12 protein-coding genes are annotated in these 13,775 nt (G+C 49.4%); 3 read left to right on the top strand and 9 right to left on the bottom strand.

Going from position 1 to position 13,775, the window contains the following annotated elements; genetic code table 11:
- Nucleotides 1-331: 331 nt before the first annotated feature.
- Together HKN79_07080 and purB are read right to left on the bottom strand one after the other, a co-directional pair.
- A complete protein-coding gene (locus HKN79_07080) occupies nt 332-2,719 on the bottom strand; it encodes a TonB-dependent receptor (protein NNC83324.1) in 2,388 nt (795 codons plus the stop codon).
- A 163-nt stretch (nt 2,720-2,882) separates the two neighbouring features.
- On the bottom strand, nt 2,883-4,226 hold the full coding sequence (gene purB, locus HKN79_07075) for an adenylosuccinate lyase (protein ID NNC83323.1): 1,344 nt from the start codon (nt 4,224-4,226) through the stop codon (nt 2,883-2,885).
- 135 nt (nt 4,227-4,361) lie between these two features.
- Between purB and HKN79_07070 the strand changes: the two genes are divergently transcribed.
- Entirely contained in the window at nt 4,362-5,222 is an 861-nt protein-coding gene (locus HKN79_07070; GenBank protein NNC83322.1) for an EI24 domain-containing protein, read from the top strand.
- A 44-nt stretch (nt 5,223-5,266) separates the two neighbouring features.
- On the top strand, nt 5,267-6,811 hold the full coding sequence (locus HKN79_07065) for a hypothetical protein (protein ID NNC83321.1): 1,545 nt from the start codon (nt 5,267-5,269) through the stop codon (nt 6,809-6,811).
- Between the two features lie 54 nt (nt 6,812-6,865).
- On the opposite strand, the gene HKN79_07060 is transcribed toward HKN79_07065, so the two are convergent.
- From HKN79_07060 to ffh, 5 genes are all read right to left on the bottom strand, one after another.
- On the bottom strand, nt 6,866-7,477 hold the full coding sequence (locus HKN79_07060; protein NNC83320.1) for a DUF937 domain-containing protein: 612 nt from the start codon (nt 7,475-7,477) through the stop codon (nt 6,866-6,868).
- 66 nt (nt 7,478-7,543) lie between these two features.
- Nucleotides 7,544-8,074, bottom strand: a complete 531-nt coding sequence (locus tag HKN79_07055) for a hypothetical protein (GenBank protein ID NNC83319.1) — start codon at nt 8,072-8,074, stop codon at nt 7,544-7,546.
- A 66-nt stretch (nt 8,075-8,140) separates the two neighbouring features.
- A complete protein-coding gene (locus HKN79_07050; protein ID NNC83318.1) occupies nt 8,141-9,337 on the bottom strand; it encodes a T9SS type A sorting domain-containing protein in 1,197 nt (398 codons plus the stop codon).
- Nucleotides 9,338-9,407: 70 nt separating this feature from the next.
- On the bottom strand, nt 9,408-10,274 hold the full coding sequence (gene folD, locus HKN79_07045) for a bifunctional methylenetetrahydrofolate dehydrogenase/methenyltetrahydrofolate cyclohydrolase FolD (GenBank protein NNC83317.1): 867 nt from the start codon (nt 10,272-10,274) through the stop codon (nt 9,408-9,410).
- Between the two features lie 4 nt (nt 10,275-10,278).
- Nucleotides 10,279-11,631 carry a signal recognition particle protein gene (ffh, locus tag HKN79_07040; protein ID NNC83316.1) on the bottom strand — a complete coding sequence of 451 codons (1,353 nt, stop codon included), beginning with the start codon at nt 11,629-11,631 and terminating at the stop codon, nt 10,279-10,281.
- Between the two features lie 247 nt (nt 11,632-11,878).
- On the opposite strand from ffh, the gene trxA reads away from it, so the two are divergent.
- Nucleotides 11,879-12,202 carry a thioredoxin gene (gene trxA, locus HKN79_07035; GenBank protein NNC83315.1) on the top strand — a complete coding sequence of 108 codons (324 nt, stop codon included), beginning with the start codon at nt 11,879-11,881 and terminating at the stop codon, nt 12,200-12,202.
- A 68-nt stretch (nt 12,203-12,270) separates the two neighbouring features.
- Here trxA and murI read toward each other — a convergent pair whose 3' ends face one another.
- Nucleotides 12,271-13,107 (bottom strand): glutamate racemase, encoded by an 837-nt coding sequence (gene murI, locus HKN79_07030; GenBank protein ID NNC83314.1) that lies wholly within the window; start codon nt 13,105-13,107, stop codon nt 12,271-12,273.
- Nucleotides 13,097-13,775 (bottom strand): response regulator transcription factor (locus tag HKN79_07025; GenBank protein ID NNC83313.1); only part of this gene is annotated, 679 nt, incomplete at its 5' end. The genes HKN79_07025 and murI, both read right to left, overlap by 11 nt.

Below are 13,775 nucleotides of genomic sequence, written 5' to 3'. Positions count from 1 at the left end.
GTGCAGGATGGCCGCCTTTCTTTCTTCCGATATTAACTCCAGCAGTCAGGAGTAACATTCAATTGGACATGTCGAGCGGAGTGGTTCATAGTAAAAACAAAATGGATCGATTGCTACCACTTCCAAGTGGCTATTTTGTAGGAGTTGACAAGCAAAACGAAAGATTCAACCGAAGAATCGGTCGTAATGTAGAGCGACTTCTTCGTAAGTTGAACAGGCAACAAAATAAAATTAGTTCTTAACTCAAGAAGGCCCCCATTTCACTTCAACAGCGACACGTATTATCGGAGAAATCTATGTCCAAACAAAGCTCATGGCATAGCTAGGTACATCATCTCCTTCTACCCCCTGAATAGGACATAGCCTCACCTTTGCCGAAGCCGTAGCTCAGTCCGAAGGTGATGAAGCGACCCCGCTGGTTCCAGGAGTAGAGGTAGAAATCCTCCTCATCGATCACACTCTCGAAGATGCGGGTCTTGAAGAGATCACGCACGCCTACATTGGCCACTAGCTTTCCATCCATGAATTTCTGGCGCAGCCCCAGATCCACTGAAGGAGAGGACGATTGCACTCCCTGTACTGTCTGGAACTTGGAACGGTAATTCCCAGTGATTTCGAATTCCAAGTCTCTAGAGACTTTGAACTTGGAGGTCAATCTACCCGACCATTGCTGCCCGGTGAAATCGAAATCGGTATCCTGGAATTCTCCTTTGCGCTCGAAGCGATTCAGATTGAAATCCCCATTGAGAGTCAACCAGCGATTTGCCGAATATTTACCGGTGACTTCTATGCCGGTGGTGGCGTTGGTCCCGATGTTGAGCGGAGTGGTGGTGTTTACATTGTCCTCAAAAACAGAGACCCGCTCCATCACATCGGTCGTGTAGCGATAATAGAGGCTCGAACTCAGACTTGTCTTCTTCATGATGTAGATACCGGTCAGCTCATAGCTATCGGTGTACTCAGGAAGAAGGTCGGGATTTCCGGTGCGTACATTGAAGTTGTTGGTGATGTTGAAGAAAGGATTCAGATCCCAGAGACGGGGACGCTTGATCCTGCGGGAATATCCTATCTGGAAACTCAGATTCTCTGTGAACTTATAGGAGCTATGGAAGCTCGGAAAGAGATTGGTGAACTTCTGGCTATTCTTCTCATCCGTAGTGGCGAGGAGGGTCTGCAAGTCGGTATCCTCCATTCTTAAGCCCAATTTCACCCCGGCCTTGGTGCCTTCGTAAGCACCGGTCACATAAACCCCCAACACCTTCTGGTCATATTCGAAATCGTTGGTCAAGGCAGGATCGATGACATAGGTCCCATCGACCAGGTCGCGCACCTCATAGTCATTGCCCACATCGTTCATCTCATACTGCGCACCGGTCTCGAAGATGATCTGGTCATTCACGGGATGTGCATAATCCAATTTGAAGGTATAGTCGGCCCGACCGAAATCCGTGGCTGTGAGCTGTTCATTGGAAAGGCTCACGCCTTCTGTGGTGATGTTACTGAAGATTGAACTCTGGTCCTTGTTGAAATAGTTCCCCAGAGCGCTGACGAGCAAGGTGTGCTTCTTATGGTCGGTAAATTGCTTCTTGTATTGAAGATCGAATCTCCACTTGGGATTATCAGCCTGGGTATCCTCGTTTCGCGTCCAAGCGTTGAGCAGATTTCCTTCTGTATCCACCTGACGGAATTCAGTGGTAGCGGGATTATCCTCCGTCTCAAAGGCATAGCGACCCGAAAGAGTGACCACGTTGTTGTCATTGATATGATAGTCCGTACCGAGAGTGATGTTGTAAAAGGTCTCATTTCGAAAAGACTCTCCTTCACTGAGCAATTGGGTGCCTGAGGTGCGGTCCCAGTTGATGTTATCAGAGAATCGAGGGAGTGAACGGTATCCGATCCCCATCTGTGTGAAGAGATTGAATTTCTGTGTTCTGCGATTGAGGCTTATCCCGATACTGTGATTGTCCGGGATACCGGTATTTACCGAGACCGAGCCATTCAGTCCTTCTTTCTCCTCCTTTTTGAGAACGATGTTGAGTATACCAGAGGTACCTTCTGCATTGTACTTGGCCGAAGGATTGGTGATGACCTCTATCTTCTCGATCATATCGGCTGTGATGGAGCCCAGCAGATTGGCAGGATCATCGGAAAGGACCGAGGGTTTACCATCTATGAGAATCTGCACTCCCGAGCTACCTCTCAAACTGACCTCTCCTTCGATGTTCACATTGACAGATGGCACATTGTTGAGCACCTCCATGGCACTCGCCCCAGATGTACTCAGGTCCTTGCCTACGTTGAAGACCCGCTTGTCCAGTTCAAAGGTGGTACGGGACACTTCCCCTCTCACCACTACCTCATCGAGCATTTCCTGATCGGGTGAGATGGCTATCTCTCCAAGGTCTACCCTACCGTTCTCAATGACGAAATCCCGAATGGTATCGTTCTGATATCCCAAGAAACTCACGATGATATAGACCTCAGGATTCCTACTCAGCATGGAGAAACGACCTGCATCATCGGTAGTTGTTCCGGTCACGAGTTCAGATGCTGCCTTAGTCTTGGCCACTATAGTCGCATAGGCTACAGGAGCCTGAGCCTGGGCATCGATCACCTTCCCATTGATGCGCAACCCATTGGGCGGACCTTGTGATACCGCATGAAAAGAAATGCTCAGGACAGCTATCAACAAGAGAACGTGTTTCGGAAATATTGACATAGAGCTTGGGTGGTCAAATGGGTGTTCGAGAAAAAATTAAGGCCACAATAGCCATACCATTGTGACAGGATCAAGATTAAATCTGCTCCTTCTTAGACCAGCTAGGATTCAAAGGGTTTAACCAGATAGAAAATTTCTTCACATGTAGGTCTATTGCCCAGGGTCAGACCCCCGTATAATTCTCTGGACGAATGGACTTCAGTTCGGACTTGACCGAATCCGACACTTCCAATCCATCTATGAATTCATGCATGCTGTCTTGGTTCATCACGCTGTTGGTGCGGGTCAGGGCCTTGAGCGCCTCGTAGGGCTCGGGGTAGTTCTCCCTACGCAGGATGGTCTGTATGGCCTCTGCCACCACCGCCCAGTTGTTCTCGAGGTCTTCGGCCAACTTCTCGCGATTGAGGAGGAGTTTACCCAGCCCCCTCTCGATGCTCTTCAATGCGATCAGTCCATGGGCGAAAGGCATTCCGAGATTCCGCATGGCCGTGCTATCAGTGAGGTCGCGCTGCAGCCGTGAGATGGGCAATTTTGCGGATAAATGTCCAAAGAGGGCATTGGCGATACCCAGATTTCCCTCCGCATTCTCAAAGTCGATGGGATTGACCTTGTGCGGCATCGCACTGGACCCAACTTCTCCGGCCACGATCCTCTGCTTGAAATAATCCATCGAGACATAGGTCCACATGTCGCGGCATAGATCGAGCAGGATGACATGGATGCGGGACAAATTGTCCATCAGTGCCGCTAGATTATCGTAATGCTCCACCTGCGTGGTAGTACGGGAGCGGGATACGCCCAGGTCATCAGCACAGAAGGCATCTGCAAAGGCCGGCCAATCCACATCGGGGTATGCCACATGATGGGCGTTGAAATTTCCAGTAGCACCACCGAATTTGGCCGAGTAAGGGATGGTCTTCAGCAGGTCGAGTTGCACACGGATGCGCTCTGTAAAGACCTGCATCTCCTTACCCAGACGCGTGGGAGAAGCCGCTTGGCCATGAGTACGTGCGAGCATGGCCACATCACTCCATTCATCTACCAGACCATCCAGTATACGGAGGATATCCTCCACCTTGGGGAGGTAGACCTCCAGCATGGCATCCTTGATACTCATGGGGATGGAGGTATTGTTGATGTCCTGAGAGGTCAGTCCGAAATGCACGAATTCCTTGTAATCCGATAGACCTTCTTCATCCATCCATGATTTGAGTAGGTATTCTACCGCTTTTACATCGTGATTGGTGGTCTTTTCCGTCTTCTTGACCTGTAGTGCATCCTCCATGGAGAAGGCATCCATACGTGCCTGTATGCGCTCCAAGGCATCAGCAGGTACATCGGCCAATTGAGGCAAGGGTATCTGACACAAGCGTTTGAAATAAGCTACCTCTACCTGTGTGCGGTATCTGATGAGAGCGTGTTCTGAGAAATAGGGACCGAGTTCGGTCGTCTTGCTGCTGTAGCGTCCATCGACCGGACTGATAGCACTGAGCGGTGAATTCTCCATGTGTTCTTTCAAAGCGCGAAGGTAAAGATCAGCAGGCGATTACCGATCGAACATTCTTGCATAGCTATCCTAGGCCGACTCCATGATTCAGACCGCTGGATCGGACAATGCATGTACATTTGAGGCGCAAGGAGTATGGGATTTCTCAAGGGTTTCAAACGCGGTCTCAAGGCATTCTTCGATGCGGTCAGTTTCATCTTCCGCCATCGATTGACCCATTATTTCATCTACCCTTTCGTGCTCAGTATCCTGTATTGGATCGGGGGACTCCAGATCATCTCCGGTATTGTGGATTCTGTGGAGATAATGATCGCAGGCCGATTGGATATCGAAGCATCAACTGTGGAAGAAGGTCGAATGAGCTGGTTCTGGAATTTCTGGGAAACGCTCAAGGCCTGGTACAATGACGGCTACACGGTGATCATCGCCATCGTAGTGCGCATCGCCATGTGGGGGCTGCTGCTCTTGATCAGCAAGTATGTACTACTGGCCATTCTCTCACCCGTGCTTGCTCTACTCTCTGAGCGTACCGAGGAGATAGTTACCGGGAAGACCTACCCCTTCGACCTGAAACAATTGATCAAGGATGCCTTGCGAGGAAGTCTGGTCGCCTTACGCAATTTCTTTGCGGAGATGAGCCTGCTTCTTGTGCTTTGGATCATCACGCTCTTCCTTCCTTTCCTGGCCCCATTCTCCGCCATCTTCTCTTTGCTGATAGGTGCTTTCTACTACGGCTTCTCGATGATCGACTATGTCAATGAGCGTAAGAAGATGAGTCTCAAAGAAGGATTCAGCTATATACGTGGAAGACGCGGAGAGAGTATCGCACTCGGATTGGGAATCGCCTTCGGAATGACCCTGCCCTTGCTTGGCTTCATTATTGCTTCATTCACTGCGATCATCGGAGCAGTAGCGGCCGTCCTGGCCGAGTTCGAAGGTCATGAAGCACAGCGTGAATTGAATTATCGGAGCACTGTAGAACGAATCGACCCATGAGAAGTCTGCTCATTATAATCTTCAGTTTCTTTTTGATTGTGCAGGTGCCTGCACAGACCAAGAATCTCATCCGTATGACCGAAGGGCGCCAGGCCTTCCTTAAGCGTGATTACTGGGGAGCATTGGATAGTTACCGTCAGGTCTACAAGGAAAACCCCGATGGGGCTTTGATCAACTTCCGAATCGGTGAGACACAATATGCCCTCAAACACTATGATATTGCGAGGGATTATCTAGAGAAGGCTCAAGAATTGGATAGTGATGTAGACGTGGATCTCTACTTCCTGCTGGGACAGACCTATCACCGACTGGCCGAACTCGAAAAGGCCAAGACCTACTATCGGAAGTATCGGGAGATCAGCTCCGATGCCCGTCAGAAACGACTCAACGTAAGTGCATTGATCGCTCAGTGCGACTATGCTCAGGAAATGATGGCGCAAGCCATACCCGTGACCATCACCAACTTGGACAAGGAGATCAATTCCCGATTCGATGACTATGCCCCCAGTGTCACAGCGGATGGACAGATGATGGTCTACACCTCACGTAGACCCAGTGAGACCAGCAATGCCGTAGATGAGAATGGGGACCACAAGTATTTCGAGGACATCTACTATTCTGAATGGAACAAGGAAGAATCCCGATGGGAAGCGGCCGAGCGATTCTCAGAGAAGGTCAACAGCCCGACACACGATGCCGTACTGAGTATCAATGGAAGTGGGGATAAGCTCTTCGTCTACAAGAACGATTCTGACCATGCTGGGGATATCTATGTGAGTGAATTCAAAGGGCAATGGAGTATTCCTGAGAAACTCCCTCGCCCGATCAACACGAGCTATTTCGAGAGTTCAGTGAGTATCACTGCCGATGGGAATACCATGTATTTCGTATCGGAGCGTCCGAAAGGCCTTGGACGGGGAGATATCTATGTGAGTCACAGGACCAGTGCAGATTCATGGTCCCGTCCTGAGAATCTAGGGGAAGTGATCAATACCACCGGTGATGAGAAGTTCGTCTTCATCCATCCCAATGGAAGCACGCTCTTCTTCGCAAGCAACGGGCATCTGACACTAGGTAGTTATGACATCTTCAGAAGCGAGATAGTGGATGGTGAATGGACCACGCCAGTCAATCTGGGCTATCCTATCAATACGGTCAATGAAGAATCCACCTTTTCTATGACGGCCGACAATCAGAAACTACTCATCTCCGCGGAATATCCGGATGGAATAGGAGCGCGGGACATCTATGAGATCGACTTGAGTCAGGCTGACATCCTTCACTCCTTGAACATTGATTCCGAACTACTGGACCGACAGCGCAATGTGACCGTGTACGGACGTATCACCAGTGACAAAGGAGAGAAACCGGCCGCCTTCCTGGATGTCATCTTCTACGATACACGAACGGATATGGCCGTATTCACAGCTCGAACAGACAGACGTGGGAATTACGAGGCCTCCTTGCCACGTGATGCGAACTATATCGCGAAAGTGGCGTTGATACCCGGTGTCATTGAAAAGGAGAAGGTCAATCTGAAAGACCTCTTCCCGGAAGAGAACGAGTTCCAGTTGGACATGGACCTATGAACGAAAAGACCCCTATCCGATGGGATAAGGGTCATTCCACAAGTTCTCTTAATATCATCTCCTACGGAGCATGCCTTTCAATAGCCCTCCCAGCATTCCACCTGAGCTCTTGGATGAACCGGATAGTCCGCCCATCATGTCCATGATGTCACCTACATCGATACCACCGCTCTGGCGTGAACCCCCGGCTAATTTTCCAAGAAGACCACCTAGTCCTCCGGTATCGAAGCCTCCTGTACCGCTCGATCGCTTCTGTTTGCCGAGGTAGGCCATTACGAGTGGGGCCAGCATGCTCATCAGTTTGCTGATGCTGTTAGAATCCACACCGATCTTATTGGACAAGCCATGTTCAATAGGCTCTTTCTTATCCCCTAGGATATGACGTAGGATACCAGAACCATTGGAGCTGCGATTTCCCTGCATGGCCCCACCCAAGAAACCACCGATATCATCGAGTACACTGCCATCGTGATCACGGTCCAGTGCGGAGAGCAATCCATTTGCACCCTCGGTCGATTGGGAGTTCTGGGCCATGGCCCCTAGCAGAACGGGGACGATCGCTGACATTGCAGTCTTCGTTTCCTGTGGTTGCATTCCTACTTCTTGGCTGATGCGATGAATCCCATTTTCACCGAGATTCTGCATCAATTCTCTTGTCAAATCCATTCTTGTAATTTCTTGTAAGGTCAGTATTGCTTCTATCCCTCTGTAGACGCTAGAAACAATCTCAAGTCACTTCTTCTCTCCCTTGAAATAGTCTTCCTTGTCTTCAAATAGGACGTTGAAGGTAGTCATCGAACCATAGCAACGGGTGATATACTGCTGCAAGGCCACCTTATCCTGATCGCTGAGCACTTTATGGCTGTTGATATTCTGCTCCAATACCCTGAGTCGATCACGCATCATGACGATCTTATGAAAGAAGGTCTCTATAGGTACTTGTTTGCTCTGAAGCCCATCTTTTCCGGGAACCATCTCTAGCGTACCTCCCTCCCATTTCTCGCCCATCTCCACTGGATATTGAATGGCAGTCATCTCATCGATGACATTCTTCAGCGCCTCTTCGATGATGTCCATGTCTATTCCGGGCTCCTCCTCGGATTCTGAGACATAGCCATAGTCCAAGAGTTGCATACCATCGAAACTCCTACTGATCTCCTGGTCCCCTTCTCTGAAGAAGATCTGCCAAGTGTGTGCGTCTTGACCGGTGACAATACCTTCACCGAAGGTGGGATGTTTTACTCGCGCTCCAATCGAAATCATATGTCATGTATTTGGATTCAATTATATCGAATCCTACGGTAGAATGTTTCGGAAGTAAAGAAGGAATCAGCGCTGAATGAGAAAAGGAGCGGCATAAACACCGGACTCGCCTTGCACAGAGATGATGTAGGATCCATTCTTCAATTCTTGGACATCTGCTGATGATTCAGGGTTTAGCGAACCACGAGCTACGATAGCTCCGGTATTATCTCGTATCAGATAGGGCGTATTTTCCAGATACTGAGTGGGACTGCTGATGAATAGACGACCATCTGATGGATTGGGAAAAAGATCCAATGATTCCCGTTCATATTCTGCTACTGAGACGAATTGAGCATTTGCAAAATCGACATTGTCCACTTCCAACTCGATGATGGAATATGAGATAGGGGCTTGGCTGAGCACTTCACCTTCATCGGCATCGATGGTAAGAATCGTGTTGGGACTGACGGTCAGCATGATGAACTGATCGTTCTCCTGCTCATATACCGAAGCATCTGGAGTGAAGTAATTGACGTTGCCGGTGATATCCAACAGATCGAATATCTGACCACTCACAGGGTCGATCTGAGCGAAATGCATGATCCCAGAACCTGTCCGATGCAAGGCATAGAAGACATCCCCTTCGATATCATATTCCAATTCGTTCAGATATTCATTGGGGCCTAGATCCATTGTTATATCCATAACAAGCTGCCCGCTCTGAGCGTCCACTCCAAATAGTTTCGACTGGAAATCAGTAGAGATACCGATGAAATAAAAGATACCATCCATGGGGTCGAAACAAGAAGCTCCCAGGACTACAGCATCCACTTGTGCGAGCGAGGAGACCACGGTAGCGGTACCTGTAGTCACATCAATGGATAGGAAAGTCGTACCGGTGCTCATGTCATAGCCCAGTGCATAGGTCTGTCCACTGGCCATGTCGAATTGCAAGGCATTGGCCGTCATAGTAGATGGCGGTGAGGAGACCGTGGTATTCGTATAGACATTCCGACTCAGAAGGTCGAATGATTGATTCCCCGCAGCCACATAGATGTAGTTGCCCGATAGCTGATCGAATGAGGAACTCCCTAAGGCGACCGCATCATACCCGTAGATGGTATCCTTCTCAAGTATAGTTCCGGTACCGGCATCAATGGTGGCGAGAATGCTGTAGCCGTTATAGGGGGCATTGGCATCGGTATAGAGTCCATAGACCAGGGACTGGCCATTCGATAAACCTGTAATGGATAGGGCAAGAAGTACAAGGAGATAACGCATGACAGGACTTTCTCTAAGCAGACGTCTGAAGATATGAAAATGCTGCCATGGACCAGGTACCTTAGAAGATCTACTGGGCTGCCTGGAGCGTATTCTTCAGCAGTGAGACGATGGTCATCGGACCTACTCCACCAGGCACGGGAGAGATGGCCTCCACCTTGTCTGACACCTGCTCATAGTCCACGTCACCGATGAGGCGATAACCGCGTTTCTTGCTGTCATCGGGAATGCGATGGATACCTACATCCACCACTACAGCGCCTGGCTTGACCATATCAGCTGTCACGAAGTGCTTACGGCCCACAGCCGCGATGATGATATCTGCCTGTCGGGTCAGATCCTCGATGTTCTGTGTACGGCTGTGTGCCAGTGTCACGGTACAGTTTCCAGGTTCTGCATTTCGCGCAAGTAAGATGCTCATGGGAGAACCCACAATATGACTCCTTCCTATGACCACGCAATGCTTGCCTGTTGTCTTGATATCATTACGCTCCAGCAATTGAAGGATACCATAGGGAGTGGCGGGAAGGAAACACGGAAGGCCGAGTACCATCTTCCCTACATTGACCGGATGGAAGCCGTCCACATCCTTACTAGGATCGATGGCTTCCAGAACCTTCTGACCATCGATATGGTCTGGTAGAGGCAGCTGTACGATGAAGCCATGGAGGTCATCCTGTCGATTGAGTTCCTCTACCTTCTTCAACAGGTCTTCTTCACTGGTCTCATTAGGGAGCTCGACCAAGGAGCTTTTGAATCCGACTTGCTCACAGGCCTTGACCTTGGCACCCACATAGGTCTGACTTGCAGGATCATCCCCCACCAGAACTGCAGCAAGGTGAGGCCTCGTCATGCCCTTGGCCACCATTTCTTGCACTTCTTCGGCTATTTCTTCCTTGATGGCCTTAGCGGTGGCCCTACCGTCCAGTACTCTCATTCGATCAGGCTTTAGGCATACCGGCACCGCCCATCCGCTGGAGGTTGCGCATCATATTTGCCATGTTCCGTTTGTTGCTCATGAGTTTCATCATCTTGCGCATCTCACCGAATTGCTTGACCAATTTGTTGACCTCCTGCACATCGGTACCAGCTCCTTTAGCTATTCGTTTCTTTCTATTCTGATCGAGTATATCCGGATTGGATCGTTCTTGGGGGGTCATCGATCGGATGATGGCCTCGATGCCTTTGAAGGCGTCATCATCCATATCGACATTGCGCATCATCTTGCCCATACCTGGGATCATACCCATGAGATCCTTTAGGTTCCCCATCTTCTTGATCTGCTGGATCTGACTCAAGAAATCCTCAAAATCGAATTTATTCTTGGCCATCTTCTTCTGAAGACGTTTGGCCTCTTCCTCATCGAATTGCTCCTGAGCTTTCTCCACCAGCGAGACCACATCCCCCATACCGAGTATGCGGTTGGCCATACGGTCGGGATGGAATACATCGATAGCATCCATCTTTTCTCCTGTACCTATGAACTTGATGGGTTTCTCGACCACTGATCGGATAGAAAGCGCAGCTCCACCTCGCGTATCCCCATCCAATTTGGTGAGGACCACCCCATTGAAATCGATCCGTTCATTGAAGGTCTTGGCTGTATTCACCGCATCCTGTCCCGTCATGGAATCGACCACGAACAGTGTTTCAGACGGCTGGATAGCATTCTTGACCCGTTCTATCTCATCCATCATCTGCTCGTCCACGGCCAATCGACCGGCCGTATCCACAATCACTGGACTCAGTCCATTCTGGCGGGCATGCTCTATGGCAGATGTTGCGATTGACACCGGGTCTTTGGATTCCTTGTTGGAAAATACCTCCACTCCTATGCTGTCCCCTACCACGTGCAGCTGATCGATGGCTGCTGGGCGGTAGACATCACAAGCCACCAATAAAGGTCTACGCCCTTGCTTGGTCTTTAGCATGTTGGCCAATTTACCCGAGAAGGTAGTCTTACCTGAGCCCTGCAGACCAGACATAAGGATCACCGGTGGGCGACCCTCCAGACTGATGTCCACCTGCTCTCCTCCCATGAGTTGCACCAGCTCATCGTGACAGACTTTGACCAAGACCTGACTCGGTTTCAAGGCGGTGAGCACATCTTCTCCTAGCGCTTTTTCCTTTACCCGGTCGGTGAATTTCTTTGCCGTTCTGTATTCAACGTCTGCATCGAGCAAGGCCCTACGTACCTCTTTGAGGGTCTCTGCCACATTGATCTCTGTGATCTGCCCCTGGCCCTTGAGTACTTTGAACGCTCTATCGAGTTTATCTGAAAGATTATCGAACATCTACCTGTATCCTTGAGAAATGAGGCCTAAAATTAGCCTTTTGAGAGGAATGACTTGTCCACAATAGGAATGACAGCCAATCTGTCAACGGGAAGACACTTATTGTTGATTTACAGGGCATTACACCGCGATGGTGTCAATTATACACATATCAGGCATGCAATTCTGACATGAAGCCATGCATGGCAAGGACTTTGAAGAGTACTTTTCACTTTAACTTCGTATCAAATTATAGAAAACAGAAACCATGGCAGTAGAGATCAATACCTCGAATTTTGAGGAAATCCTAAGTACCGATAAGCCTGTGATGATAGACTTCTGGGCTGCATGGTGTGGACCTTGCCGCATGATCGCTCCTATCGTTGACGAACTCCATGAGGAGTATAATGACAGAGCCGTGATCGGAAAAGTCGATGTAGACAGTAATCAAGAAATTGCGATGAAGTATGGGGTCAGGAATATTCCTACCATCCTTTTCATCAAGAATGGAGAAGTAGTAGATAAATCAGTTGGTGCTGTTCCGAAGAACGTACTGAGTGAGAAGATCGATGCTCAATTGGCGACTGTCTGAATCCAAGGATTTTAGTACTAACAAAAACCTCTTCCACTCGTTGGAAGGGGTTTTTTCATGCCCATATCTTAGAGCAGGGTGACGTGTTCCGACTTGACCGATCCATTGAAGAATTTAGTGGCCTTGGTGTCGAAATCAGTCGGGGAATCCGTTGTGAGAAAGGTCATTCTCCCCTCCTGAGAACACCTATCCTGCATCCATTGATGGCGGGAAAGGTAATCGACCAGTGATTCAGCTACGAGTGTGCCTTGACTGATAAGATCGATCTCTTTTGGAAGATGGGAACGGATCTTTTCGGCAAGAATGGGATAGTGGGTACAGGCCAGTAGTACGGCATCGATATCCTGATGCTGTTTGAGAAGGGCGTTTACGTACTTGGCTGTGAAATAATCAGCTGCTTGGCTCTCCTGCTCGTCATTTTCTATGATGGGCACCCACATGGGACATGCCTGTTGATGGATGGTGACCTCTGGGGCATAGTTCGCACCTTCGATGATATAGGATCGGGATTGGACGGTAGCCTCAGTGGCAAAGAGTCCCAGATGACCTGAACGGGTAAGTTCTGACAATCTCTCTGTAGTAGGTCGAATGACCCCGAGTACCCGCTTGTCTTCTCCCCAGCGATGTAGATCACTCTGCTGTATGGTACGCAGAGCCGTGGCCGAGGCTGTATTGCAAGCCAATATGATCAGCGAACAACCTTTGGAAAAGAGATACTCCACGCCTTGCAAGGTGAAATCATAGACCGTCTCTTGCGAACGGGTGCCGTAAGGAGTACGTGCATTGTCTCCTAGATACAGATAGTCATATTCAGGCAAGGCATCTTTTATCTCGCGGAACACAGTGAGTCCGCCATACCCACTATCAAATACCCCGATAGGGCCTTGGGTTGCATCAATCTCCATCGACTTCGAGTTTGAATCCTACTCCATGTACATTCTCAATACGGATACGCGGGTCTTGGGATAGATATTTCCTCAACTTGGAGACATAGACATCCAAACTCCTACCGGTCTGGTAGTCATCCTTGCCCCATACCAGATTAAGCAGAAGTTCCCGCTCCAAGACCTGATCCCGATGCGCGTGAAGTACAGAGAGCACTTTGTTCTCTGTCTTGGTCAATCTCCGAAGATCATCGCCATGACCGAGCGTCATGGTACGCTCATCATACCTATAATTTCCAATGGTACGGGTACTCTGCTCAGGTTGTCTTCTATGGCGCTTCAGCAGGGCTTGGATGCGCATCACGAGTTCTCTGTGTTCAAAAGGTTTGGTGAGGTAGTCATCCCCACCTTTATTGAATCCGGTCGCTTTATCGTCTATACTTTCTCTAGCGGTGAGGAAAAGGATGGGTATCTCAGAATCCACCTTGCGGATGTCTTCTGCCAGACTGAAGCCATCCTTCTGTGGTAGCATGACATCCAAGACGCAGCAGTCATAATCACGGGAGTTGAATTGTTGCAAAGCCGACTTACCATCCCGCATGAGATGGACGATGAAGCCCTCGGCTTTGAGCCTATCCTGCACCACGAACCCCAGACTCGGGTCGTCCTCTACATACAGTATGTGGACC

The organism is Flavobacteriales bacterium (assembly GCA_013001705.1).
Classification (GTDB): domain Bacteria; phylum Bacteroidota; class Bacteroidia; order Flavobacteriales_D; family JABDKJ01; genus JABDLZ01.
Note: the sequence above shows the minus strand (reverse complement) of the source record. Positions and strands in the feature narration are given on the sequence as shown.

Bases quoted from the DNA above. Each gene is read 5' to 3' on its own strand.
- HKN79_07080 (NNC83324.1), bottom strand. From the start codon at position 2,719: ATGTCAATATTTCCGAAACACGTTCTCTTGTTGATAGCTGTCCTGAGC.
- purB (NNC83323.1), bottom strand. From the start codon at position 4,226: ATGGAGAATTCACCGCTCAGTGCTATCAGTCCGGTCGATGGACGCTAC.
- HKN79_07070 (NNC83322.1), top strand. From the start codon at position 4,362: ATGGGATTTCTCAAGGGTTTCAAACGCGGTCTCAAGGCATTCTTCGAT.
- HKN79_07060 (NNC83320.1), bottom strand. From the start codon at position 7,477: ATGGATTTGACAAGAGAATTGATGCAGAATCTCGGTGAAAATGGGATT.
- HKN79_07055 (NNC83319.1), bottom strand. From the start codon at position 8,074: ATGATTTCGATTGGAGCGCGAGTAAAACATCCCACCTTCGGTGAAGGT.
- HKN79_07050 (NNC83318.1), bottom strand. From the start codon at position 9,337: ATGCGTTATCTCCTTGTACTTCTTGCCCTATCCATTACAGGTTTATCG.
- folD (NNC83317.1), bottom strand. From the start codon at position 10,274: ATGAGAGTACTGGACGGTAGGGCCACCGCTAAGGCCATCAAGGAAGAA.
- ffh (NNC83316.1), bottom strand. From the start codon at position 11,631: ATGTTCGATAATCTTTCAGATAAACTCGATAGAGCGTTCAAAGTACTC.
- trxA (NNC83315.1), top strand. From the start codon at position 11,879: ATGGCAGTAGAGATCAATACCTCGAATTTTGAGGAAATCCTAAGTACC.
- murI (NNC83314.1), bottom strand. From the start codon at position 13,107: ATGGAGATTGATGCAACCCAAGGCCCTATCGGGGTATTTGATAGTGGG.